This is a genomic window from Desulfosediminicola ganghwensis, from assembly GCF_005116675.2.
In the GTDB taxonomy this organism is placed as follows: domain Bacteria; phylum Desulfobacterota; class Desulfobulbia; order Desulfobulbales; family Desulfocapsaceae; genus Desulfopila; species Desulfopila ganghwensis.
Map to the genome: position 1 here is coordinate 5389620 of NZ_CP050699.1, position 24541 is coordinate 5414160.

18 protein-coding genes, 3 tRNA genes and 1 riboswitch are annotated in these 24541 nt (G+C 49.4%); of the genes, 6 read left to right on the top strand and 15 right to left on the bottom strand.

Going from position 1 to position 24541, the window contains the following annotated elements; translation table 11 throughout:
• The first annotated feature begins 123 nt into the window (after positions 1 to 123).
• A riboswitch (cobalamin riboswitch) is annotated at positions 124 to 428 on the top strand.
• A gap of 23 nt (positions 429 to 451) precedes the next feature.
• The 3 genes from FCL45_RS23215 to FCL45_RS23225 all read left to right on the top strand — a co-directional run bounded on the left by FCL45_RS23215 (position 452) and on the right by FCL45_RS23225 (position 4535).
• Positions 452 to 2569: a ribonucleoside triphosphate reductase gene (locus FCL45_RS23215; protein WP_136795725.1), complete on the top strand. Its 2118-nt coding sequence runs from the start codon at positions 452 to 454 to the stop codon at positions 2567 to 2569.
• Entirely contained in the window at positions 2569 to 3165 is a 597-nt protein-coding gene (locus FCL45_RS23220) for an anaerobic ribonucleoside-triphosphate reductase activating protein (RefSeq protein WP_136795726.1), read from the top strand. Before FCL45_RS23215 ends, FCL45_RS23220 begins: the two co-directional genes overlap by 1 nt.
• A gap of 359 nt (positions 3166 to 3524) precedes the next feature.
• A complete protein-coding gene (locus FCL45_RS23225) occupies positions 3525 to 4535 on the top strand; it encodes a Gfo/Idh/MocA family protein (RefSeq protein WP_136795727.1) in 1011 nt (336 codons plus the stop codon).
• Positions 4536 to 4629: 94 nt separating this feature from the next.
• On the opposite strand, the gene FCL45_RS23230 is transcribed toward FCL45_RS23225, so the two are convergent.
• From FCL45_RS23230 to FCL45_RS23250, 5 genes are all read right to left on the bottom strand, one after another.
• Positions 4630 to 5889, bottom strand: a complete 1260-nt coding sequence (locus tag FCL45_RS23230; RefSeq protein ID WP_136795728.1) for an OmpP1/FadL family transporter — start codon at positions 5887 to 5889, stop codon at positions 4630 to 4632.
• A 167-nt stretch (positions 5890 to 6056) separates the two neighbouring features.
• On the bottom strand, positions 6057 to 7922 hold the full coding sequence (locus FCL45_RS23235) for an aldehyde ferredoxin oxidoreductase family protein (protein WP_136795729.1): 1866 nt from the start codon (positions 7920 to 7922) through the stop codon (positions 6057 to 6059).
• Positions 7923 to 7959: 37 nt separating this feature from the next.
• Positions 7960 to 9141, bottom strand: coding sequence for an iron-containing alcohol dehydrogenase (locus FCL45_RS23240; protein WP_136795730.1), 1182 nt, complete (start codon positions 9139 to 9141; stop codon positions 7960 to 7962).
• 82 nt (positions 9142 to 9223) lie between these two features.
• A complete protein-coding gene (locus FCL45_RS23245) occupies positions 9224 to 9763 on the bottom strand; it encodes a hypothetical protein (RefSeq protein ID WP_136795731.1) in 540 nt (179 codons plus the stop codon).
• A 97-nt stretch (positions 9764 to 9860) separates the two neighbouring features.
• Positions 9861 to 10430, bottom strand: coding sequence for a TetR/AcrR family transcriptional regulator (locus tag FCL45_RS23250; protein WP_136795732.1), 570 nt, complete (start codon positions 10428 to 10430; stop codon positions 9861 to 9863).
• A 368-nt stretch (positions 10431 to 10798) separates the two neighbouring features.
• Here FCL45_RS23250 and FCL45_RS23255 point away from each other — a divergent pair, with 368 nt between their 5' ends.
• The gene (locus FCL45_RS23255; protein WP_136795733.1) at positions 10799 to 11836 is read left to right on the top strand and encodes an NADP-dependent oxidoreductase; all 1038 of its coding nucleotides are present in this window, start codon (positions 10799 to 10801) and stop codon (positions 11834 to 11836) included.
• Positions 11837 to 11884: 48 nt separating this feature from the next.
• Complete coding sequence (locus FCL45_RS23260) at positions 11885 to 12565, top strand: type 1 glutamine amidotransferase domain-containing protein (protein ID WP_136795734.1); 681 nt, start codon at positions 11885 to 11887, stop codon at positions 12563 to 12565.
• A 12-nt stretch (positions 12566 to 12577) separates the two neighbouring features.
• On the opposite strand, the gene FCL45_RS23265 is transcribed toward FCL45_RS23260, so the two are convergent.
• Together FCL45_RS23265 and FCL45_RS23270 are read right to left on the bottom strand one after the other, a co-directional pair.
• Positions 12578 to 12653, bottom strand: a tRNA-Thr gene (locus FCL45_RS23265).
• 47 nt (positions 12654 to 12700) lie between these two features.
• Positions 12701 to 12785 (bottom strand) — tRNA-Tyr (locus tag FCL45_RS23270).
• A gap of 416 nt (positions 12786 to 13201) precedes the next feature.
• Here FCL45_RS23270 and FCL45_RS23275 point away from each other — a divergent pair.
• Entirely contained in the window at positions 13202 to 14401 is a 1200-nt protein-coding gene (locus FCL45_RS23275) for a TDT family transporter (protein WP_136795735.1), read from the top strand.
• Between the two features lie 190 nt (positions 14402 to 14591).
• Here the strand turns inward: FCL45_RS23275 and FCL45_RS23280 are convergent, their stop codons facing one another.
• The 8 genes from FCL45_RS23280 to FCL45_RS23315 form a co-directional block, all read right to left on the bottom strand.
• Positions 14592 to 14792 carry a cold-shock protein gene (locus FCL45_RS23280; protein ID WP_136795736.1) on the bottom strand — a complete coding sequence of 67 codons (201 nt, stop codon included), beginning with the start codon at positions 14790 to 14792 and terminating at the stop codon, positions 14592 to 14594.
• A gap of 277 nt (positions 14793 to 15069) precedes the next feature.
• Positions 15070 to 15146: transfer RNA gene (locus tag FCL45_RS23285), tRNA-Arg, on the bottom strand.
• A 94-nt stretch (positions 15147 to 15240) separates the two neighbouring features.
• Positions 15241 to 17571, bottom strand: coding sequence for a cysteine--tRNA ligase (cysS, locus tag FCL45_RS23290; protein ID WP_136795737.1), 2331 nt, complete (start codon positions 17569 to 17571; stop codon positions 15241 to 15243).
• A gap of 179 nt (positions 17572 to 17750) precedes the next feature.
• Positions 17751 to 18224, bottom strand: coding sequence for a DciA family protein (locus FCL45_RS23295; protein WP_167495643.1), 474 nt, complete (start codon positions 18222 to 18224; stop codon positions 17751 to 17753).
• 386 nt (positions 18225 to 18610) lie between these two features.
• Positions 18611 to 19939: a type I glutamate--ammonia ligase gene (glnA, locus tag FCL45_RS23300; RefSeq protein WP_136795739.1), complete on the bottom strand. Its 1329-nt coding sequence runs from the start codon at positions 19937 to 19939 to the stop codon at positions 18611 to 18613.
• A 198-nt stretch (positions 19940 to 20137) separates the two neighbouring features.
• Complete coding sequence (gene glnD, locus FCL45_RS23305; protein ID WP_136795740.1) at positions 20138 to 22726, bottom strand: [protein-PII] uridylyltransferase; 2589 nt, start codon at positions 22724 to 22726, stop codon at positions 20138 to 20140.
• 3 nt (positions 22727 to 22729) lie between these two features.
• Entirely contained in the window at positions 22730 to 23068 is a 339-nt protein-coding gene (locus tag FCL45_RS23310; RefSeq protein WP_136795741.1) for a P-II family nitrogen regulator, read from the bottom strand.
• 197 nt (positions 23069 to 23265) lie between these two features.
• A complete protein-coding gene (locus tag FCL45_RS23315) occupies positions 23266 to 24486 on the bottom strand; it encodes an ammonium transporter (protein WP_136795742.1) in 1221 nt (406 codons plus the stop codon).
• Positions 24487 to 24541: the final 55 nt, after the last annotated feature.

Sequence of the window (24541 nt, forward strand, 5' to 3'; positions counted from 1 at the left end):
ACACTTTCCTTCCTACTTCAACCGAACTTCGCATAGAAACGATTTCGTTAGCAGAAATGCGAACAACTTCATGATGGAACACACTATCTAGTGGTTGACTTTGCCCCCTCGCACAATATAAAGTAGGCGCCTCATTGTATTGGTTCACTTCAGGTGAAGTGTGGCAACAGGGAATCTGGTGAGAAGCCAGAACTGTCCCGCAGCGGTTATCAGAAACGAAAACCATTCAAATGCACTGGAACTGTCAGGATCTTCATCCGGAATTTTTTCGTATGTAAACCAGATAGTCCGGGAAGCTATGGTGATTAGGCAACAGTGGTTCTTACCAGGCACGACCTGCGCGAGAATCCCACTTACGCCGTTGTTGATACCAGCACTACGGCAAAATGTCTGAAAGTCCGAAGACCTGCCAATACCTCACAGTCATTGACCACCTTCGAGGAGAGGAGTTATGTCAGCACATCCAGCAGAGATCCGACCGCTTGGCCTATATAAGATCAGAAAACGGAACGGTGAAGTTGTTTCGTTTGAATCACACAAAATCACAATGGCCATAGCCAAAGCAGGTCTTGCAACCGGCGAGTTCGGTAAAGACGAAGCCAAACGACTCAGCATTAAGGTATTGTCACTGGCACACCAGATTGTTGAGGGCATACCTGAAGTTGAAGAGATCCAGGATCTGGTTGAAGAGGCTCTGCTCGCCTCACCCCACAGAAAATCAGCCAAGGCCTACATCCTCTATCGCGATCAGCAGAATCGCCGCCGCGAGATGATCGAAGAAGCCGATGTGCAGCTCATCGACAACTACCTCGACCGACTTGACTGGCAGGTGAATGAAAACTCCAACATGGCGTATTCACTTCAGGGGTTGAACAACTATATCGCCAACGAAACCAGCAAGACCTACTGGCTGCACCGCATCTATCCCCCTGAGGTACGGCAGGCTCACGAGAGTGGCGACCTGCATATCCACGACCTCGGTCTGCTCTCTGTCTACTGTGTTGGCTGGGATCTCCAGGATTTGCTCAAAAAAGGCTTCCGTGGCGTACCAGGCAAAGCTGCCTCTGCTCCGGCTAAGCATTTCAGGAGTGCGATGGGCCAGGTTGTCAACTTCTTCTACACCCTTCAGGGTGAGGCCGCCGGTGCCCAGGCTTTTTCAAGCTTCGACACTTTGCTTGCCCCTTTCGTCCGCTACGATAAGCTGAGCTATAAAGAGGTAAAACAGGCAATTCAGGAGTTTATTTTTAACCTGAATGTACCGACACGTGTCGGCTTCCAGACACCTTTTACCAACCTCACCATGGATCTTCAGCCGCCATCCACCTTACGCGACCTGCCGGTTGTGATTGGCGGGGTTGAGCAGGAAACCTGCTACGGCGACTATCAGGCTGAAATGAACATGATCAACGAGGCCTTTTTAGAAGTTATGTCTGAAGGTGATGCCAATGCCCGTGTTTTCACTTTTCCCATCCCAACCTACAATATTAGTCCGGACTTCAACTGGGAGGACCAGAGCCTTGATAAGCTCTGGTCGGTGACGGCCAAATACGGCATCCCCTATTTTGCCAACTTCGTCAACTCTGACCTCTCCGTGGAAGACGCCCGCTCCATGTGTTGCCGTCTGAGGCTTGACACCCGTGAGCTGGAAAAACGAGGGGGCGGTCTGTTCGGCGCCAACCCGCTCACCGGCTCCATCGGTGTTGTCACCATCAACCTGGTTGCACTCGGTTACCAGAGCAAGGATAAGACCGAGTTTTTTGAACGGTTAAATGCTCAGCTGGCAATTGCCAGAGCAAGCCTCGAACTGAAACGCAAGGTGCTCGAAAACTACACCACCAAGGGGCTTTACCCATACACCAAATACTATCTGCGCAAAGTATATGAGCGCTTTGGTCGCTACTGGGAAAACCATTTCTCCACCATCGGCGTGATCGGCGCCAACGAGGCCTGTCTCAGCGTGATAGGAGATGGTATTGCCAGTGCTGAAGGCAAACAGTTTGCCGAGGAAATTCTTGATTATATCCGTGAGAAGCTTTCCACCTTTCAGGAAGAGACAGGCAACCACTACAACCTTGAAGCCACCCCGGCTGAAGGTACCGGTTTCCGTCTGGCCCAGATAGATCAGAAGCGCTTTCCGGAGTTGACCACCGCCCTCAGAACAAGCGATGGCAAAACCCCGATCTACACCAACTCTACCCAGTTGCCGATTAACTACAGTGACGACATCCATGAGATCTTAGACCTGCAGGACAGCCTGCAGACCAGGTATACCGGCGGCACAGTCCAGCATATCTTCCTGGGCGAGGCTGCACCGGATCCTGAGGCAGTGAAGAACTTCGTACGTTCAACCTGCAACAACTACCAGATCCCGTATTTTACCCTGAGTCCGTCATTCTCTATCTGCTCTGATCATGGCTATGTAAATGGAGAAGTTACCTCCTGCCCAACTTGTAATGCCGACACCGAAATTTACTCACGTGTTGTCGGTTATCTCCGCCCGGTACAGCAGTGGAATGAAGGAAAGCAGTCCGAATTTGCCCAACGTTCCCACTTCACAGTGGTGAAATAGTGCGGTTAGGAGGTTTACAGAAGTTCAGCCTCTCCGATTTTCCGGGAACTCCGGCTGCCATTATCTTTACTCAAGGGTGCAACTTTCGTTGCCCCTTTTGTCATAATGGCAGCCTGTTGCCGACTGCTGGAGAGCATGAACTCGACGTTGAGGAAGTGCTCTCCTGGCTGAAGACTCGTTCTGGCAAATTGGAAGGAGTAGTGGTGACCGGTGGCGAGCCGACGATTCATGCTGACTTACCCGACTTTTTGGCCACGATCAGGGGGATGGGCTACAAGATCAAGCTGGACAGCAATGGCAGCAACCCGAAAATGTTGAAGCAGGTCATTCAAGCAGAGCTGGTCGATTATATCGCCATGGACATCAAGGCTGACTGGGGAAATTATGAGAGGCTGTGCGGTACGCCCGTAGATCTTGAAAAGATTAACAGAAGTATTGAAATACTTGCAAACTCCGGCACCCCGCACCTCTTTCGCACCACCGAGGTTAAAGAACTCATGTCCACCCATGAAATAGCAAATATCGAGCGGATGCTGCCAGCCAGCTCAAACTATAGTATTCAAACGTTCAAGCCGGAAACCGCCTGGAACATGTAACAACACTTCCACCCCGCCCGCAATTTTTCACTCCTTCAGTCATGACTCTTCGCCGGTTAGGCGAAGAACCCTTTCAAGAACCATCAACACGTTATCTATTACTTTCTGCCTAAAAGAAATATTTGCCCTTTGCAGCCCCCTTTTCGGTCAGATCAGGCCAGTGGCCCAGGACAATAATAAATTCATTTCCATATAGATAGCCGACGACATCTGACAATCCCGGCTATCCATTCTTGCTAAGGGCCAAACCAGCTGCATTGCTTCCTGCCAGTTGCCTGATCTGTTTCTATTGCCACCTGTTATGGATATCAATTAATGTTGGGGCAAACAGTACATTCATACTCTTTGGAGGAGTGAAAATGAATACAATCCGGTTCGGCATCCTCTCCACCGCCAAAATTGCTCGCCAGAAAGTCATTCCTGCCATGCAGCGGTCTGCCCATTGTGAGGTTACGGCTATCTGCTCGCGTAATCTTGACAATGCAAGGCAGTACTCTAAGCAGTTAGGCATAGCCAAGGCCTATGGCAGTTATGAAGAACTATTGGCTGACCCTGAAATTAATGCCGTTTATATCCCTCTGCCCAATCATCTGCATGTCGAGTGGTCGATAAAAGCCCTCGAGGCAGGTAAGCATGTTCTCTGTGAGAAACCGATTGGCCTGAATAGTGGCGAAGCACAAAAGCTTATCGATGCTGCATCCTGCTTTCCAGACTTGAAAATCATGGAAGCCTTTATGTATCGCCACCACCCGCAGTGGATCGAGGCTAAACAGCTGGTTGAGAGTGGAGCAATCGGTGAGCTGATTACCATCCAGTCGTTTTTTTCCTACTTCAATAATGATCCTGGAAATATCCGGAATATTTCAGATATAGGTGGTGGCGGCATGATGGATATCGGCTGTTACAACATCTCACTCTCCCGATTCCTTTTTGATGCTGAGCCGGATCGTGTCACAGGCTTTATCGACCGCGATCCTGATTTCGGCACTGACCGGTTATTTTCGGGCATGATGGATTTTGGCGGTAAAGTCTCCTCGTTCACCTGCTCAACCCAGCTTTCACCGTATCAACGGGTGAACATTCTCGGTACTTCCGGTCGCATAGAAATCCTTATCCCATTTAATGCTCCACCGGACAGAGAGTGTGAGATTGTCCTCCAGAAGGAAATACCCGACCAGGCAAGTTCATTAAAGACATTCACCTTTCCAGCATGCGATCAATACACAATACAGGCAGACCTGTTCTGTGAGGCTATTTCAGAGGACAGCCAGCTTCCGACCCCACTTTCTGATTCGCTGAATAACATGCTGGTATTGGAGGCACTTGTTCACGCTGCTGATGGGAAAAAATGGCTTGAGTTTAAGGCCTAACCTGCTCTCAAGATCGATTACCTCTATAATGGGCAGATTCCCCCCTGCCCGTTATAGTTTCGAGACCAGTATTGCGTGATAGCTGCATTTCTTATCAGAATCGGTAATTCAGGCCAGCTGTAACCAGCACCGCACAGGCATTCGAAAATTCGCCAAAAACTATACCCTCAGGATCAGCAGTATTCGATCTGGTTTCTTTATGATCATAGAGAGCTGCTATGCCAATATCCATCTTGTCATTGACCGCGTATTGCATGCCGATTGTGTAGATATAGCCGGTTGAATCAGGTGTGCTGAATTCCAGATTTTCGGTAGGGATTGGATCGTCATCGTAGGCAAAGCCCGCCATGAGCGTATATTTTTCATTCAACTTGTAAGTAATGCCAATACGAAAGGTATCGGCATCATCCCAGTCTCTTGCGGCTGGCAGAGCAAAAGGATTTGATTCCGGATCATTAAAGGGCGGTGCATAGTTGAATTCAAGCGCGTCATACTCTGACCAGAAGGTTCTATCCCAAACCAATTCTATGTTGAGCTTATCTGTGACGTCATAGGCTACTGCAACAGCCAGAACGGCTGGTGCCGGGACTTCAACCTCACCGTATACTGTAAAAGGATTTCCCATTATATTTAGATAGCTGTTATCCTCGAATTCGAGATCCACATTCGAGCGATAGGTAACAGCCAGATCCAGCCGATCATTTGGTTTTGCCGCCAATGCTACATTCCAGCCCCATTCTATCGTACCGTCCTCCATCGATCTGGAGAAAGGCCCTACCAACTCTACTACCCCATCGTCCTCTCGTTCAGGGACATACAATCCTGTGCTTTTTACCTTTGCTTCGGAATAAATCATCCTAAGTCCTGCCGCCACCGAGAACATATCTCCTATACCATAACTCACCGTCGGGTTTATATCGAAAACAGCCAGGGAGAATTCTTCAGCGAACGCCTTGGCATACCCCTCCTGCCATCGCTTCTTCAGGCCAAACGGTTCAGTAATTGAAAGGCCGAAGCGCGCCCCGCCATAGCTTGGTGAAACTATAAATCCTGTTGGCAGCAGGCAGTGTTCCTTTTCAGAATCACTGTCAAAAGCTGGTGTTCGATCGTCTTCATATTCAACACTCGAGAGATAGAGATATGTGAGATTTCCTTGAATATGCCACGTGTCCTCCATCCAGGTCATTTTTGCAGGGTTATAGTAGGCCGTATCAGCACGACTTGCCGAAGCGATGTTGGCACTTGCCTTGGCAGTGGCGTCTACCGATTGCTCAGGTATGCGATATCCTGAAGCCCAAGCTGTACCGCCGGAAATGATACCCAGAGAAGCAACAACACAGATAGTTTTCTTCATGCTTTTCTCCCATTACGTTGAAGTATTTCGCAATTGATCCCGATACAATCAATTGCCCTCCTCTCTCTTCACTATTTAAAACGGGATACTGCACAATATGCCTTTTACGTTAAAGTCAATTAGCGGACCCGTTTTGGTCATACGCCAACACTTCAACAACACCTCTTTCAAACTTCGTTTATCTTCAGTTTTTTCAGAATGTTCTTACCGGGGGCACCATTTTGATCATAGCCCCGTAAGCTGTAATAGCGTGGAACAAGATCGTCTATGGGTACAGTCTTCTTCTCTGCATCACAGGGCAATGGTTCTTTCGTCAACCGCAAGGGCAGGATATCTTCTGATCCAGTTCTCCCTTCACGAATATTCATATATCGTTCAAGGACATGGATACGATCCCCTGCCTGTAAAAATTCGCGGTTCGACATTCGTATCCCGGTGGCTCCATTCCACAGTTGGGTGTAAGTGCTGAAGTCGATCAGAGCTATGGCAAGCTTCGGGATATTCTGCATCAGCAATCCCAAGATCAGATCTGGGGTATATTTAGACAGCAGCGGTTCCAGGGTGTAGGAGTACATGGTAAATTGACAGGTTTGCAGGGCATTGATACAACAGGTCAGGCGCTCGAAGAAAATTACGAACTCAGGTTTCGCCCGGATGGTGTCAGGCTTCAGCAATCCAAAGTAATTCTCCAGCGCCACCAGATATGCCGAAAGATGACATGGACCCCTGTTGGCCACTGCATAGGCAAGGCCTTGCCCGAAACTTCCTCTAGGGTCGTAGGCTGCCATCTCAAGGCCCTTGACCTGCATGGCAAAATCCTGCCCACCATATTTTTCAGACAAAGCCCGACAACCAAGACCTAGCTCTTTGCCAAACCCTCTGCCATAGGCTATATCGGCTATTACTTCGGCAACCTTCTCCTGCTCGCCAAATCTCAGATCCATATCGATCAGACCTTTTTCAGCAGCCTCCATAGCCCAGCCCAGAGTCCCGCCGGTACTGATGGTATCAAGCCCCAACTCACCACAAAGCTCGTTGAATTCGGCAATGGCCTGTCGATCAAAGATATCCAGGTTAGAGCCGAGCATGGCTGTAGTCTCATATTCCGGCACTGCTAAGGTTTTCCCACCATAATTGCCTTTATGACCACAGAGGATCTTGCATGGCTTGCAGGTCTCGAACCGGGTGGTGTGAACGTCCTTTACCATTTCGCCGGATATTTGATACGCTCTGTCATCTCTGCCATCGGAAAAATTTTTCACCGGCAGAATCCCGGCCCTGTTGTTCGGATTCACATTGGAATTCGTACCGTAATTCCTGAGCCGCACAGCACTCATCTCATTGCGTGCTATATAGCTACTGCCTCGCTTTGCCGCCCGCTTGTACTCCTTTTTACTGACTGGGGCAATTCGATAGGCTCCGCCGCACGCAACCAGCGCCTTGAGCTTCTTGGCCCCCATCACCGCACCAAGCCCGCCTCTCCCGAGGAATCTCTTGCCGGAACGAACATTGGCATAACGCACCAGATTTTCTCCGGCCGGGCCGATCAATAACGAACTCTGTTTCTCATCATCCAGTACATCCTGAGTTTCCACTGTGGATTTTCCCCAGAGATGATCCGCAGCATGAATGCTCGCACCGTGCTCATCAATCAGGATATAGACTGGTTTTTCCGAACTTCCTGAAACAAGGATACCGCCCCAACCGGCTGTGCGAAGCGCCAGACCAAAGGGTCCGCCGCAGGAAGATGTTGAGATGATACCCGTCAAGGGAGATTTGGCCAGGGCATGAAACCTGCCTGTGCAGGGGCCACCCATACCAAGCAGCACTCCTGGCATGATCGCGAGAATATTGTCCGGCCCCAGAGGGGCCCTGCCAGGTTTGAGACGGTCAAAGAGGAGTTTCAGACCTAGCCCTTTTGCTCCCAGATAGAGGCGTCTTTCCTTATCCTTTACCTGGTAGATCGATACCTTGCCCGTAGACAAGTCAACTTCAAGGATTCTATTGCCGGGCCCTGTGAATTCCTGTGTCATTGCGGTCCAATCCCTGCTCATGTTAACAATTCAGTTCTCAATACGCCTTTTTCAGAATATTAAGCGCATCCTCATACTCAAGCTCTCTTGTGTTGAAGGTTACCGAGCCGTCTGAGATTGCCGCTCTGGCAATCTCCCCGAGCTGATGTTCTGCCACACCTGCGTCTCGCAGATTCATAGGAAGCTGACAACACTTATAGAGTGATCTCTGTAGATCTCTAATGACAGAGATTGTCTTAAACGCACGCTCATCCGAGTGGGTTCCTGCGTAAAGTTCAGGACCAGCCAGAGGGAGCAGAAGCTCGGCAATCAAATCCTCGTTCACACTCAAATTGTATTCAAGGCCGAGGGGAAGAAAAATTGACATTGCCTGCCCATGGGGAATATGCGCAACGCCACCCGCAGCATGGCCGAGAGCATGCACCACGCCCACCATTGAGTTAGAAAACGAAATACCAGCCATGGTGGCAGCATTGGCCATAGCCATACGTGATTCGCGCCCAGTTCCATCCTGAACAACAGAGAGAAGATGTTCACCGACAAGCTTTATCGCAGCAACAGCATACGCATCGCTTAAAGGGTTTTTCTGCAAGCCGGTATATGCCTCCATGGCGTGGGCCAACGCATCCATACCGGTGGCGGCTGTTATTTTGGGTGGCATAGTCAGGGTCATCCGCGGGTCAAGAATCGCCACATTCGGCAAGAGACGCCTCGACGCAAATGCCATTTTAACATTCCGTTCCGGGTCCGAGATAACGGCGACCTGGGTAACTTCTGAACCAGTGCCGGAGGTGGTCGGAATAACCAGCAGCGGTTTCATCGGCTTTTCAAGAATATCCACACCCATAAATTTCATCAGGTCATCAGAACCTTCCGAAACCAGAATATTGACCCCCTTGGCAGTATCGATCGGTGAACCACCTCCGATTGCTATGATCGAATCACAGCAATTCTCTGCAAAAATTACCGCTATTTCATTCACCACCAGGCTGGATGAATCGGCTGGAACCGTGTCATATATCGCCCCGATGGTCACCTCGGAACTGTAAAATGCCTTGATCAGCTTCTTGACCAAACCGGCTCCTGCCACACCCTGATCCGTGATCACCAGTGGCCTTTGGACCCCAAAATTCTTTAATTCGGAAGGTATGTTCTCGAGCGCTCTCTGCCCCGAAACAATTTTAACAGGATTACTGAATTCGTAATACGACGGTATCATGTGCGACTCCTTTGATTATGGACGACTCAACACATATTCCCCGATAACAATTTGATACTACACAATACTTATATTGAAGTGGTTATCGCCCAAATGGGATGCCAACCATGTAGAGATACAACCTGCGTCTGTATAAAGAGTGAATCGGCTCCGGTAGTCGCTTAACCAGCCTCCTGGCAATAACTCCAGGATAGAGATAGGCAAGAGTAACATTCAGACAACGGGTCAAGGCTACGGCTTTTGCCAGATCGCCGACAACACTCAACCTGCTTTCGGAAAAGGCTCTGGCCGCCCCCATCTGGGGGGTGAGCACCAAAAAGGCAGATTCGAGATTGTTAAAGCGTATGGTAAGATCTGCCCGGGAACGGAGACGGCCTGTATATTTGAGCCTGCCGTTCGCTTTCTCCAGTACCATTGTGGGGGAGATCCGGCCTGTTTCCCTCTCCGGCAATACCACCATTTTTATTGTGAAACCTTCCGGCAACTGAGCTACTTCGTTTTCGAGGCGGTGATCAAACTTTGCAGCACTCTGCAATGCCCGACCAAGAACAGACAAAACGATCTGGCAGATATATTCTTTCAGCCATTTCCTTTTGGGCGGGACAGCTTTGCAGAATTTCACATTATACCCCCTTCTTTTATGTCCAATCCATAGACTGCATTACATGATCATCTGAAAGCACAGCATATTTTCAGCTGAAATACCCCTTCCGTACTGGTTAGAATCTGCTTAAATACTCACCTATCTCTTTGGTGGGGATATCTCTTGCACCAAGCAGGCTCTGGAGAATGAAACCGTCTATCACCGCAATGATGGTGTCTGCCAGATAGGGATGATTGACACTTTCCGGGTCGAGTTGCGCCATATTCGCGACCAGCAACTGTCGCCATTCACTGTATTTGCCCCTGAAGCGTTCCCTGAGTGCCTCATTGCCTGTTAATGCCTCATGCATCAGGTAGTTATGCAGACGCCCACGGGTTTCGGCCTGAATCAGTGCCTCTAGCACCAGACCAATAGCCTCTGCCAACGACTTATCCTGCATGGTATTTGCCACCAGATCGAGTAGCTCTTCGGTCAACCCGGCCATCTGGCGTTCCGTAATTGCAAATATCAGGTCGTTTTTGGAGCTGAAGTAGTAATACAGCGTTCCTTTACTTATTCCTGTTGCCTTGGCCACGTCAGACAGACTGGTATTGTGGACCCCTTTTTCTACAAAAAGCCCCTCGGCAACATCCTGGATCCGCTCTTTATTATTTGGCTTTTCAGCACATTTTTTCTGCACGCTCACCCGACGCCTCCGTCCTGCTGGTTGTCAGTCGGCCGGCTGGCCGACAATTTACGTTTAACTGCATCGTATTGTTTTGTCAACATTATTCATTGACCACTGCGACGTTCATCGGTGCATGCAGACAGTGCAGGTACTGGATCAACTTTGCTAATCTCCCCCCTGGAATCCTGCCAAACCTGAGAAGCCCCCCTCACTTTTGCCGACTCAGCACAAAAGCCGAAATCGCAGACACTGCCCTTGTCAAACTCCCGGCAGTGACTAATAAGGTACTTAATAATAAAGCAAATCAGCTAACCAGAACTTCACATACGGTTGCTCCTTTATGCCGATCTAAAAAATCACGATAATTTCACCTCGGACGGATCAATATGAAAAGTTTAGAGCACAAAAACTGCAGGATAGTTCTCGCTTCAAGACCTAAGGGTGCCCCGACCAAAGACAACTTCAGAATGGAAGAAGTCACCTTGCCGCAACTGACTGCGAATCAGGTTCTTCTGCGGACCGTCTTCTTATCGCTGGATCCATATATGCGCGGTCGGATGAGTGATGCCCCCTCCTATGCGGCCCCGGTGAAAATTGGTGAAGCTATGGTAGGTGCCACTGTCTGCCGTATTGAAGAATCCTTGAACCCGAAATTCCAGGAAGGCGATTGGGTACTGACCTATGGTGGTTGGCAGTCCCATATAATTTCAGACGGTTCAGATCTCACCCGATTGGGCAGTAACCCTGAAAAACCTTCCTATGCTCTCGGCATTATGGGTATGCCAGGGTTCACTGCATATATGGGCCTGCTCGATATAGGCAAACCTCAAGATGGTGAGACACTGGTTGTCGCTGCTGCAACAGGCCCCGTGGGTGCAACCGTCGGCCAACTAGGTAAACTCAAGGGGTGCCGGGTAGTGGGGGTGGCAGGTAGCCCTGAAAAATGTAGATATGCAATCGACACGCTCGGCTTTGATGCCTGCCTGAATCACAAAAATGCTGATTTCGACGAACAGTTAAAAACTGCCTGCCCCGGCGGTATAGATATTTACTATGAAAATGTCGGTGGCAAGGTCTTCGACGCTGTTATGCCACTTTTAAACGTTGGAGCGCGAATCCCCGTTTGCGGCTTGATTTCCCGTTACAACGCAACCAGTCTTCCCGATGGCCCGGATCGATTGTCGCAATTAATGGCCACCATCCTGATCAAGCGCCTTACAGTAAAAGGGTTCATCATCTTCGACGACTACGGCCATCGTTATGATGAATTTGTTCGGGAAATGAGCCAAATTCTTAAAAGTGGCAAGATGTATTACCGGGAGCAAATTGTCGAGGGACTCGACAAAGCACCTGAAGCGTTCATCGGCCTGCTGGAAGGCACAAATTTCGGCAAGCTCATCATTCAGGTTTCCTCGGAAGATTAATAGTTCAGGGCAACTCCCACAAAACCAGAATATCACCAGGAGTAATTTATGAATATTTTAATGGTACTCACCTCCCACAATCAACTTGGCGACACCGGGCACAAAACCGGCTTCTGGCTAGAGGAGTTTGCATCTCCATATTACCTCTTCAAGGACCGGAATTTCACCGTCACCCTTGCCTCGCCGAAAGGTGGCCAGCCTCCTGTTGATCCTATGAGTGAACAACCCGACCATCAGACTGCTGCAACCCTACGCTTTAGTAACGACGACGAGGCTAAAGAACAGCTCGCCAACACCCTTCGTCTCGATAGTGTTGAACCTGAAAATTTCGATGCGATCTTTTACCCCGGGGGTCATGGTCCGCTTTGGGACCTGGCCGAGGACAAGCATTCAATTTCACTTATTGAGCAATTTGCCCGTCAGGAAAAACCTGCCGGTTTTGTCTGTCATGGGCCTGCTGTTCTGAGACATGTAAAAGGAATTGATGGCAGACCGCTGGTTAGTGGCAAGCGAGTGACTGGATTTTCAAACAGTGAGGAAGCCGCTGTGCAATTAACAGGGGTCGTCCCTTTTTCAGTGGAAGATATGTTGACGGCAAACGGTGGTCTTTACATCAAAGCAGATGACTGGACGAACCACGTTCAGGTAGATGGCAGGTTAATAACAGGCCAAAATCCTGCATCTTCTGAAAGCACAGCATTACATCTTGTGAAGGTACTGAAAAAGTAAGAGCGGCAGTAGTGGAGCCCACGACCGGATTTGAACCGGTGACCTCATCCTTACCAAGGATGCGCTCTACCAACTGAGCTACGTGGGCCTCCAAAACGAGTACAGTATGCCAAGAGCTCTCTGCATACTGAAAAATGGTGGAGGGGGGAGGATTCGAACCTCCGAAGGCTGAGCCGACAGATTTACAGTCTGTTCCCTTTGGCCACTCGGGAACCCCTCCATATTTTGGGCGCCTCATTGAAAAGGCAGAGTCCTATTTACACTCTCTGCTGCTCTCTGCAAAGATCTTTTTTACTTTTTTTTGAAAAATTTAAAGAGAGTCAGTGAGTCAATATCGACTATCCACCATAAGTCGGCAACATAGCACCTCCCCTGATCCCGGTTTGAGAAGGCATCCAATCCAGGGAGCAAATCAAACAGGATTTTCCCGCCTGTACCGGTATCGATTTTTCATCCAGCAGACAGACTCCCAGCCACGATAGTCATTCTGCAACCTGACTTAACCGGGCAAACGGTATCCCCTGTTTCTGATCAATCCGAAAGCTTCATTCCCCCAGCGCCCTTGTCTCGCAATGATATAGGGTTTCAGTCAATTTTCATCTAACCTTTTCCTCTTTTCACAGATATGATCATAGGATGAACAATGAACGAAGAAATACCAATGTCAAAGGATTTTGGTGGAAGCGTTTCTTTTACTCGGTCACAGGAGCAACCAATGACTACGAGTTGGGCCCCAACTGGTTTGCCTCCGTGATGGGTACAGGAATCATAGCCAACGCAGCCGCTTCGTTGCCTCTACTTTCTGAAAAACTTCAAGTATTTGCTCTCATTGTCTGGTGCATCGCGTTTACCATGCTGGCTGGCCTTATGCTTGCAACCTTCGTCCTCCTGCTCCAGGGACTCAGTGTCTGGAGAAAGCATTTCAGAGATCCGATGATGGCGCAATTTTACGGGGCACCTCCCATGGCCATTCTCACCATTGCAGGTGGCACCATCCTGCTGGGTGATACCATCCTCGGCCAGGAATTTGCTCTTAGAGTCAGCTGGGCTCTCTGGTTTCTCGGCACCATCAGCGGCCTTGGCTCTGCTGTGATTATTCCCTATCGCTTGTTTACTAAATTCAGGGTGCGACAGGACTCTGCCTTTGGAGGTTGGCTGATGCCAGTTGTCCCTCCAATGGTATCCTCGGCAATTGGGGCGATGCTTGTTCCCCACACCCCTGCGGGCACTATCAGAGAGACGATGTTTTACCTCTGTTTTTCCATGTTCGGGTTGAGCATGGTGACTGCCGCGATCATCATATCAATGATCTGGAGCCGACTGGCGCACCATGGTACATCCGGCACCTCCCGGGTACCAACTCTATGGATTGTTTTAGGCCCATTGGGCCAGTCCATGACCGCGGCAGGTATACTCGGTACTGTCGCCGATGGCGCGATCCCGACCCATATTGCTCAGGGGTTTGAGTTGTTCGCTGTGCTCTATAGTGTACCAATTTTCGGATTTGTGATCCTCTGGACATGCATGGCAACGCTGCTGACCTTTCGTGCCCGTCGCCGGCAGATGAGATTTGCCCTTACCTACTGGGCATTCACCTTTCCTGTGGGTACGTGTGTCACCGGTATTGCGCAATTAGCCCACCACACCGATCTTCCCCTGTTTGAATGGGTGAGTATTTTCTTCTATCTCTGCTTATTAACCGCCTGGGCTGTGGCCGCCTTTGGCACCACAAGAGGCATGATAACAGGACATCTGTTTCGACCACCAGCCTCAACATCCCCCATCATATCCACCAAAGACCCCGACTTCACCGGTGACATTCTCGATGAGCCATAGTCGCTGTCAGCACAAGGCATATAAAATCAATGAGTAAAACTTCGATCAGTCATAACGTGATAGGGCCCCGACACGTAATTTTCGGATATAGTCGCCCTGCATTCCTTCCCTTCCGTTGACTACAAACAAAAAAAGCCCCATGGACCGAAGTCCATGGGGCTTTTACAATCTACTCTAAACGTAATCAGAATTAGATCTGGGTAACGTTTGCAGCAGCAGGTCCTTTCTGACCCTGTACAACGTCGAAGGTTACGCGAGCGCCTTCTTCGAGGGTTTTGAAACCGGTAGCATTGATTGCGGTGTGGTGTACGAACAGATCGTCGCCGCCATCCTGAGCAATAAAACCAAAACCTTTTGAATCGTTAAACCATTTTACTGTTCCTTCAGCCATGATACTTCTCCATAATGAAGTTCTTTGTTCCAAACCAAGGCAGAATCCATCATACTGAAAAAACAGTATAGTAATAAATTTCGCATCCTAAGTACTGAAACAGAGTAAGAGATAACTTTCTTACCTCTATTTAATATGAATAAGACGAAATGCCCTATCCATCTCTACTGTGCCGTCTCCCGATCCAATATGAACCAATCGATCATGCACCCTACCGACACTCTGTCGGAAATTTTTCGAGGGTTTACAGCTAAAAACCATCCTCCCTCTTTATATCTGGTACGCCCGAGAGGATTCGAACCTCTGACCTACGGATTAGAAGTCCGTTGCTCTATCCAGCTGAGCTACGAGCGCTCATAGATTGTAGATGTGTAGTGCCAACAAAGACAACACAGTCACGAGCGACATAATAACCAAACCAAAACAAAAAGCAACAGGTTCTTTTAAATTAATCGAGTCCCCTGATTTTTTTCCATACAGGGCCACTGTCAGTATCGATCACAGTTATCCCCTTAGCTGCCAGCTCTTCTCTTGCATCATCAGCAAGTTGCCAATCTTTTTTTAACCTGGCCTGCTCCCGGCGCTGGATCAAAGCATTCACTTCCGGCGCCAGTGGACAACCCTGCAAACGAAAAATTCGCAGCACATCATCAATTTTTTTCAGGCATTCAAGAATATACTCTTTTTGGTCACGATCCAGATTATTGAGCAGGAGAATGGGATTGGTCCGATTGATAAAGATGTAAATCGCAGCCATCGCTTTAGAAACGTTCAGATCGTCATCCATTGCCTCGAAAAACTGTTCTTCCATGGCCGACACATAACTTGCAACTTCCGGATGCGGCTTGCCCGGCGGCAAACAGTGCAGCTTGCAGATAAATTCATCAATACGCCTCAAAGCCGTACGTACACTCTCTAACCGTTTATAAGAGAAGTTGATTGGCTTGCGATAGTGCACACTCAGAAGCATCAAGCGCACTTCCCTTGCGGTGAAACCCTTCGCCACCACATCGGCAAGAGTCACCACATTACCATTCTCAGCAGCCATCTTTTTCCCATCAACCAGGAGCATCTCAGAGTGCAGCCAGTATTTCGCCAGTGGTTTGTCCGTCAACGCCTCCGATATTGCGATCTCATTCTCATGATGGGGAAACATCAGGTTACGGCTGGAGGTATGGATATCCATCGTCTCACCGAGATTGCGAATTGCCATGGCAGCACACTCTACATGCCAGCTTGGGCGTACATTTCCCCAGTCTGTCTCGAAGAAGATACCTTTTTTCAACTCAGACAGAGTCGAACGCTTTAAAAGAGTAAAATCACGCGGGTTGTCTTTTTCATAGTCATCCAGATCAACTGTTTTGCCCAACTGAATCTTGCTAAGATCAACCCCGGAGAGCCGGCCGTATCTGGGAAATTTAGAGATATCGAAATAGATTGAGCCATTTTTTTCGTAGGCATACCCTTTATGCAGCAACTCATGGGCAATCTCGATCATGTCCTTTATATGCTCGCTGGCCCGGGGGTAACCTGTTGCCTTCCTGGCACCCAATGCCTCAATATCTGATATAAACCCATCGATATAGCCCTGGGTAAAATCAGCCAGTGGCTTACCTGCCGCCTCTGCACCGGCGATGGTGTTATCATCGATATCGGTAAAATTCATATACGCTGATACCTCAAAGCCTTTAACTTCGAGATAACGAGTCACAAGATCCGAAAATACAAAGCGCCTGCAGAGCAGCAGGTTTGCCTCTTCATATGCGGTGGGTCCGCAACTGTACAGGGTGACACTCCCCTCTTTTTGTGGCTCGAACAGTTCTTTTTTCTTGGAAAGAGTGTTGAAGAGATGAAGTTGAGATTCTTTTTCCTCTCTCTTTTTCGGGGGTGTAAAAAGCGGAGTACTGAGATACCGCTCACCACTATCCGGCAGCAGCACTACAAACATCCCACCCTCGACGTTTTTGGCATAATCCACCGCCGCAGACATGGCCGCACCGCTGCTCATGCCAACCAGCACTCCCTCTGTGCGCGCTAACCTGCGCACCATGTTGAAGGCATCATCATCTTCAATAGGCAGAATCTGGTCCGGCTGATTTTTATCATATATACCAGGACGATACGACTCCTTCATGTTTTTCAGACCCTGGATTTTATGTCCCCGGCCTGGCTCGACAGCCAGCACTTTGACCTGGGGGTGATTATCCCTGAACCATTTACTCAACCCCATGACGGTGCCTGATGTCCCCAGGGTTGCGACCACATGGGTCACCTTTCCTTCCGTCTGCCGCCAGATCTCCGGGGCGGTACCGACATAGTGCGCCCGCCAGTTGGCCTCGTTGTTGTACTGGTCGGTCATAAAGTAGCGATCGGGAAATTCCCTGGCCATTGCATAACACTTCTCTATCGCCCCATCTGTGGCGCGCCTGGCAGGAGTCAGTAGAATCTCCGCACCATAGGCTTGCATTATCTTACGACGCTCAATGGAGGCAGACTCCGGCATCACCAACACACAACGGTAGCCCTTGGCTGCACAAACCATAGCCAGGCCGATACCGGTATTGCCGCTGGTAGCCTCCAGCACGATCTTTTCCTTGGTCAACGCGCCGCTGGCCTCGCCAGCTTCGATCATGGAAAGAGAGATGCGCTCCTTGACGGAGCCGCCGGGATTGGTGGCTTCCACCTTGCCGTAAATTTCTACACCAGGCTGGTCCAACAGCCTGTTCATGCGGACCAGCGGGGTGTTCCCAATTGCATCAAGAATTGAATCAAATAACATTGGCCAACCGATGATTTTGAACACACCACGATACATCTGTGATGGAGTTGTTGATAGATGAGCTTTCAGAGAGAAAACTTAAGAACCACATCCGGAAATAACTAATACTTCGTGGAAGATACAGCCTATCACAGTTGGGTCAAGTCATTTTTTGGGGGACAGGACCTGGCAAACCCTTTCTACTCGCGCCTGCAGGCTTTGGAAAGGTACCAGAGCCGGACCAGGGCCTCCCGTGATGCCTCATCCTCAATAAAGGACGACTGTTCCTCGAATTTTTCCACCTCATCCCGTGGTGGGGCAACGAATTTCAGCTTCGGCTCCTCAACCTTCGCCTTTCGGCTCTCATGGGGCAGAACAAAGCGAATATCCTTAATTTTGGAGTTTTTCAGATGACCATTAATAGTCTTTAAAAGCATTATTTTCTGGTATTGAAACTGCTGCATCCAGGCAGAGTTCTCCACCTCTATCCATAAAGTTTCTTTGACAATTTTTAACGGTTGGGCGTAGGTGGCAGTGGTCTCATCCACAACCTTTTCCCAGTCTGGAAAGATGGAGTGCATCTCGAGCCTGGCTTCCCAGCCGTTGTCCTTCATCACTCGAGGCAGAATTGCCGCCAGCAATTTTTTTGCGTTTTTTCTTTGTTCATCTCTCATAGGTAACACCAGACCAGAATATTTCATGAAAGCGCTGTTTTTTCTGGCTATATCATGAAACACGATGTGATTACGCCTCATTTCGCCACTCTTTTAAGGGTAATACATATACCCGGCGGTTGCAGATCAGATTTCCTTCATTCGGCAACGTCTACCGATTTCGTACTCTTTATTATTAAAATTAACCCGTGCTTACTACAGTCCGACCCTTCACACCAGGATTCTGGAATCAATAAACACACGAAATACTCGGATCAGCAGATTTTCTTCTATCTACTTCCTTGCCAATCATTATTCAATGTTACACATGAAAAAACCCGCATCCCTCAGATGAGGGATGCGGGTCGCAAAACAACAGTGGCAAAATACTGCTGTGAAAAGATGTGCTAGTAAATGGTGAGGTAGTTCTCAAGTTCCCACTCAGTTACGGCGGTACGGAAACTATCCCACTCTGTCTCTTTAGCTTCGATATACTTCTCGAAGATATGCGGTCCAAGTGCTTCTTTAGCGATTGGGCTCACTTTAAGCTCTTCGATAGCCTCTTTGAGATTAGCAGGCAAAACGGTGATACCTTCTTCTTCCATATCTGCAGTGGTCATCTCGAAGATGTCCTTCTTTACCTCAGCTGGCGGAGCCAGCTCGCCCTTAACACCCTCAAGACCACAGCTCAGCATCATAGCCAGTGCCAGATATGGGTTACAGGCTGGATCCGGGCAACGGAGCTCGGTACGGGTAGAAATTCCGCGGGAAGCAGGAATACGAATCAGCGCAGAACGGTTGGAAGCAGACCATGCAGCATAAACAGGTGCCTCGTAACCAGGAACCAGACGCTTGTAGGAGTTAACCAGCGGATTGGTAACAGCTGCGAAACTACGAGCATTCTTCAAAAGACCGGCAATATAAGAGTATGCTTCCTTGGAAAGTTGCAGCTCATCGCTCTCGTCAAAGAAGGCGTTGGTGCCATCAAGCTTGAACAGGGACTGATTGGTATGCATACCGGAGCCGTTGATGCCAAAAATCGGCTTTGGCATGAAGGTCGCATGCAGACCGTATTTGGAAGCAACAGACTTAACAACCCATTTGAAAGTTACGGTATTGTCAGCTGCGGCCAGAGCATCGGCGTACTTGAAGTTAATCTCGTGCTGTCCTTCAGCAACCTCGTGATGAGATGCCTCAATCTCAAAACCCATGGACTCGAGGGTCTCGATAATCTCACGACGACAGTCATTGGCCATATCCTCAGGATCGAGGGAGAAGTAGCCAGCAGTATCGTTGGTGATAGTGGTCGGCAGACCATCTTCGTCACGCTCAAACAGGAAGAACTCAGCCTCGGTACCTACATTCATGGTGTAGCCAAGCTCTTTTGCTTCGGCAAGTACACGCTTGAGGTTCACACGTGGGCAGCCTTCGAACGGAGTGCCATCAGCTTTATAGACATCACAGATGATACGTGCTGCAGCAACACCGTCTTTATTTCTCCAAGGCAATACCGTGAAGGTATCATAATCCGGCTTGAGGTACATATCAGACTCGTTGATACGTACAAAACCGTCAATGGAAGAACCGTCAAACATCATATTTCCATCAAGAGCTTTACCAATCTGGCTCTTCGGAATAGCTACGTTCTTCATAAAGCCTAGAATATCAACGAACTGCAGACGGAAATACTGGATATTCTGGTCCTCAATAATCTGCAAAATTTCTTCCCTGGTCATTTCAGGTATCTCCTTTTTGTACTTATTTTTTTTTCTGCACTGCTCAACAACTACGCTCATTAATTGATTGGTGCTAAAATAACATTTCTGACAACCTTTGCAATAGCAATTTTAATTTTTGTTACACTTTTGTCATTTTTGATGCGCAAAAAAAATGCGCACACAATGACTTAGTGTACGCATCAGACAACGTGGGATCTATTTTTCAGAGCGTCCGAGAGAGTAGAGCACCCCCTGGGTTATCTCCTGCTTAAAATCCTCATCCTCGACTTTTCTGCCCCGGGAGTCGAGAACATAAAAAACATCAATCAACTGCTCGACTTCCGTGGCAATAATCGCCTTATGTATATTCATGCCGAAATCAGCAAGCGTCTGGGTGATATGATAGAGAAGACCAGGCAGATCTGCCGAATACACCTCGATAACCGAGTAGGTATCAGAACTTTCATTATCAATCACCACCCGCGGCTCAACCTTGCTCACAAGCTCATGACGCCTGCCGATAGTAGGCGCGAGCTTCTGATACAACCTGTGCCCGAGACCAAGGCGATGAACAATCGCCCTATCAAGATCATCATTAATGGCCAGCCAGTCTTTTTCGACAAAACTCAAGCCGTCTGTCGGTCGCACATCAAGAATATCCACAGCGGTATTATCATCCCAGGTGAAAATCTGAGCACGAACCACATTAAGATTATGCAGAGCGAGCACGCCGCATATTTTCGCCAGCAACCCCGGCCTGTCCATTGACATAACCAGAAGCGACCAGCAGTCATCACGATCACTGGCGACAACGAGAGACTTCTGGCGCACCAGCCCATAATGATCCCGGTGCAACCGGACATGATCACAAACGGTATCTGGAGAGAATGTCATCACATAATCAATCGGCAACATCTCCAGATCGACTCTCAGACCATTGCTCCCCTTAAGCCGCTCGGCTATCTGGGTTCGCAGCCACTCGGCATTCTGCTCCACATCCCCTTCAGACAAACCGGCCTCAACTTCAACCACTTCCATTGTCTCAATGGAGGAACGCACTTTAAAATACATCTCCTGCATAAGGGCGGCTTTCCAGTCACTCCAGGCGGAAGGCCCGGTGGCACGAGAATCCGCAACACTCAGCAGATAGAGCATAGACAATCGCCCAACATCACCGATGGTTTCGGCGCAGCGCTGGATAAATGACACATCGTTCAGATCACGCCTGAGTGAATTTTCCGGGACAAAGAGATGATAACGGACGAGAAAGGAAAGACATTCAATCTCTTCATCCGTAAAGGACATGCGCCGCCCTATCCTGGCCACGACATCGGCACCCTCATCCGAATGATCACGCCCGGAACCTTTACCTACATCATGCAACAGCGCTGCCATAAACAGCATAGCCGGCATCTCAACCAACTCAAAAATACCCGGTTCAGCGTCAATCACCTTGCGAAGCTCAGCCACAGCCTGCAGCGAATGACGATCTACTGTATATATATGGTAGATATCATGTTGAGCCAGGGTCTCGATTTTCTTAAACTCCGGAATGTATGCCGAGAGCAACCCGGTCTCCAGCATAACCTCCAGGATTGCGAATACATCGTCCGCCTCCTCGAGAATATGCACCAGAGCCTTTGACATGCGGGGCGAATGCCGCATCTTGTCATTTACCCGATCGAGGGATGACGCGATCAGCTTGCGGGTTCTATGATGCAGAAGCACACCAGTGCGTGCAGAAGCGAGAAAAGCCCTCATCAACAATTGCGGCTTGGCCGCGATCTGCCTCGGCATCGCAGTGATATGCACACGCCCCCGACGGATCTCCACTCCCTTCTCAATCTCACGATCTGGGATCTGTTGAGCGCTTTTCGTAGCGAACCCGAGAACCTCGTCGACATGATCAAAGAAGAGATCGGAGGCGATGGCAATATTTTCCATATGCCCGTAGGTATCGCGCATGAACTGCTCGACCCCCAAAACACCATCAACAACCTGATACCCGAGCGCCTGGGCGACTTCTTCCTGCAACTCAAAATAAAGCTGGTCGTTCTTACGGCGCGAGCAGTAGTGGAGGCGATTCCGCAACTGGACCAGCGCATCCCAGGACTTGAGAAACTGATCCCGCTCATCCTCCAGCATCAGCCCGGCATCACAGAAGTCCTCAACACCCTGGAGCCCGAACACAACCTGCGCCACCCAGGACATGGACTGGATATCACGCATCCCGCCCTTTCCCTCTTTTATATGGGGCTCAAGCAGAAAACTATGGCTGCCGTAACGATTACGGCGCCGCTCACGGTGCTCTTTCATCTGCTCGACAAAACTGCCGCGATTACCTGTCACAAACTTCTTACGATACGCTGTCAGCAACTCGTCAAAGAGGCTCTGCGACCCGTGAATAAGCCTGGCGTCAAGCATGGCTACCTGGAAAAAATAATCTTCCCCGGCCTGCTGCATCGATCGCTCCACGGTCCGAACACCGTGCCCGACCTCCAAACCGGTATCCCAGAGCGGATACAGTATCCCGTCGACCACAGCACCAATTCCGTCCTCCAGATCCTGATGATACAAGATCATCAAATCGATATCCGAAAACGGAAAGAGCTCACGGCGGCCATAGCCGCCAAGGGCCAACAGGGCAACCTGGCCCCCGCCCACATCCGGCTTCACCTTTTCAAAACACTCGACAATAAACTCGTCGACCAGACGGCTATGCTGCAGGAGAAGCTCTTTGCCGGTCAAGCCCTGCTCCCATAACCGCTCGAGAGCCTCTCTGTCTGCACGAAGCTGTACACTCATGAATTACACCGCATCCCGCCCTTCTTCACCAGTACGCACGCGAATAACCCGCTCAACCGGGGTGACGAATATCTTACCGTCTCCAATTTTATTGGTATTGGCGGCATTCCTGATCTTTTCGACTACCAAATCAACCTGGTCGGCCGGAACAACCAGTTCGATCTTAACCTTTGGTATAAAGTCGACGACATATTCGGCACCGCGATAAATCTCTGTATGCCCTTTCTGACGACCATACCCCTTCACCTCTGAGATTGTCATACCCTTAAGACCAACCTCATTCAAAGCATCCTTTACATCATCAAGTTTAAACGGCTTGATAATCGCTTCAATTTTTTTCATGGCTTCCCTCTATATTTGGCCCTGACCGGAACCACAGACTATCGCCTGCGGCTTCCGGTCAGAACATAATCATTTCATCATACAGCCAACCCATCTGCCTGATTCTCAATGCGACATAGTAGCCGACATCACTTCCAATAACAACACGTTGCAGCACAGTCAGGCAAATGATCGAAAATCGACCCGCTGAACGAAAACTAATTATTATAGGCCGTCTCCGAATGCTCGGAAGAATCCATACCAACGACCTCGGCCTCCTCTTCAAGCCTGAGACCAATAGTCGCGTTGATCACCTTAAAAAGCACCCAGCTCACAACAAAGGTATAGCCCCCTACAATCAGGATGCCCTTCACCTGAGCGACCAACTGAGCAACATTACCATAGAGCAGGCCATCAACTCCACCCGGATTTACCGCAGTTGAAGCAAAGATACCAAGACAGAGGCTACCCAGCAAGCCACCGATACCATGAATCCCCACAACATCCAGAGAATCATCCAGTTTAAACTTCGATTTTGAGTTCACCGCGATAAAACAGACCACGCCCCCCATAAGGCCAATCAATATCGCTGCATTCGGCCCTACAAAGCCTGCGGTCGGAGTAATGGTCGCCAACCCCGAAATCGCACCGGATGCCGCGCCAAGCGTAGTCGCCTTACCCTGGGTAATCCACTCCATCACAACCCACATGAACATCCCTGCCATACCTGCAAGATGCGTGGCCACAAAAGCGGTGGCAGCGACTTCATCTGCAGCAAGAGCCGAACCGCCATTAAAACCAAACCAGCCGAACCAGAGTAGTCCCGTGCCGAGCATAGTCATCGGCAGATTATGCGGCATGAAACTGGTCCTGCCATAACCGCGACGATTGCCTATCACCAGCACACCGGCCAAAGCTGCCGCACCACAGGTAAGGTGAACAACGAGACCACCCGCAAAATCCATAACCCCCATATTACCGAGCCAACCGCCCTTACCCCAGATCCAGTGACAAACCGGGTTATACACCAGAATCGCCCAAAGAACTGAGAAGACCAGAAATGGCACAAAACGAACGCGCTCAGCAAAAGCGCCGGTAATCAGCGCAGGAGTAATAACTGCAAACATACACTGGTATATCATAAACACGGTCTGCGGAATCGTGCTTGCATAATCAGGGCTCGGCGCAGTTGTCACACCATTCAGGGCAAACCAGGACAAATCACCTACAAGCCCTCCCACATCCGGGCCAAAAGCCATCGAATACCCAACATAAACCCACTCCAGAGAAATGAGTGCAATCAGAAAAAGACTCTGCATAATGGTTCCGAGTACATTTTTCCCACGAACCATACCACCGTAAAATAAAGCCAGACCCGGTGTCATGAGCATAACGAGCCCGGCAGCTGCCAAAATAAACGCTGTATCAGCACTATTCATCCAACCCTCTCCTTGTTGAAATTTTTTCAGCCGGAAACGCTCTCCAGGCACTTCC

Bases quoted from the DNA above. Each gene is read 5' to 3' on its own strand.
- glnD (WP_136795740.1), bottom strand. From the start codon at position 22,726: ATGAGTGTACAGCTTCGTGCAGACAGAGAGGCTCTCGAGCGGTTATGG.
- FCL45_RS23315 (WP_136795742.1), bottom strand. From the start codon at position 24,486: ATGAATAGTGCTGATACAGCGTTTATTTTGGCAGCTGCCGGGCTCGTT.
- FCL45_RS23235 (WP_136795729.1), bottom strand. From the start codon at position 7,922: ATGACACAGGAATTCACAGGGCCCGGCAATAGAATCCTTGAAGTTGAC.
- FCL45_RS23240 (WP_136795730.1), bottom strand. From the start codon at position 9,141: ATGATACCGTCGTATTACGAATTCAGTAATCCTGTTAAAATTGTTTCG.
- FCL45_RS23280 (WP_136795736.1), bottom strand. From the start codon at position 14,792: ATGGCTGAAGGAACAGTAAAATGGTTTAACGATTCAAAAGGTTTTGGT.
- cysS (WP_136795737.1), bottom strand. From the start codon at position 17,571: ATGTTATTTGATTCAATTCTTGATGCAATTGGGAACACCCCGCTGGTC.
- FCL45_RS23225 (WP_136795727.1), top strand. From the start codon at position 3,525: ATGAATACAATCCGGTTCGGCATCCTCTCCACCGCCAAAATTGCTCGC.
- FCL45_RS23310 (WP_136795741.1), bottom strand. From the start codon at position 23,068: ATGAAAAAAATTGAAGCGATTATCAAGCCGTTTAAACTTGATGATGTA.
- glnA (WP_136795739.1), bottom strand. From the start codon at position 19,939: ATGACCAGGGAAGAAATTTTGCAGATTATTGAGGACCAGAATATCCAG.
- FCL45_RS23230 (WP_136795728.1), bottom strand. From the start codon at position 5,889: ATGAAGAAAACTATCTGTGTTGTTGCTTCTCTGGGTATCATTTCCGGC.
- FCL45_RS23275 (WP_136795735.1), top strand. From the start codon at position 13,202: ATGAACAATGAACGAAGAAATACCAATGTCAAAGGATTTTGGTGGAAG.
- FCL45_RS23255 (WP_136795733.1), top strand. From the start codon at position 10,799: ATGAAAAGTTTAGAGCACAAAAACTGCAGGATAGTTCTCGCTTCAAGA.
- FCL45_RS23260 (WP_136795734.1), top strand. From the start codon at position 11,885: ATGAATATTTTAATGGTACTCACCTCCCACAATCAACTTGGCGACACC.
- FCL45_RS23215 (WP_136795725.1), top strand. From the start codon at position 452: ATGTCAGCACATCCAGCAGAGATCCGACCGCTTGGCCTATATAAGATC.
- FCL45_RS23295 (WP_167495643.1), bottom strand. From the start codon at position 18,224: ATGAGAGATGAACAAAGAAAAAACGCAAAAAAATTGCTGGCGGCAATT.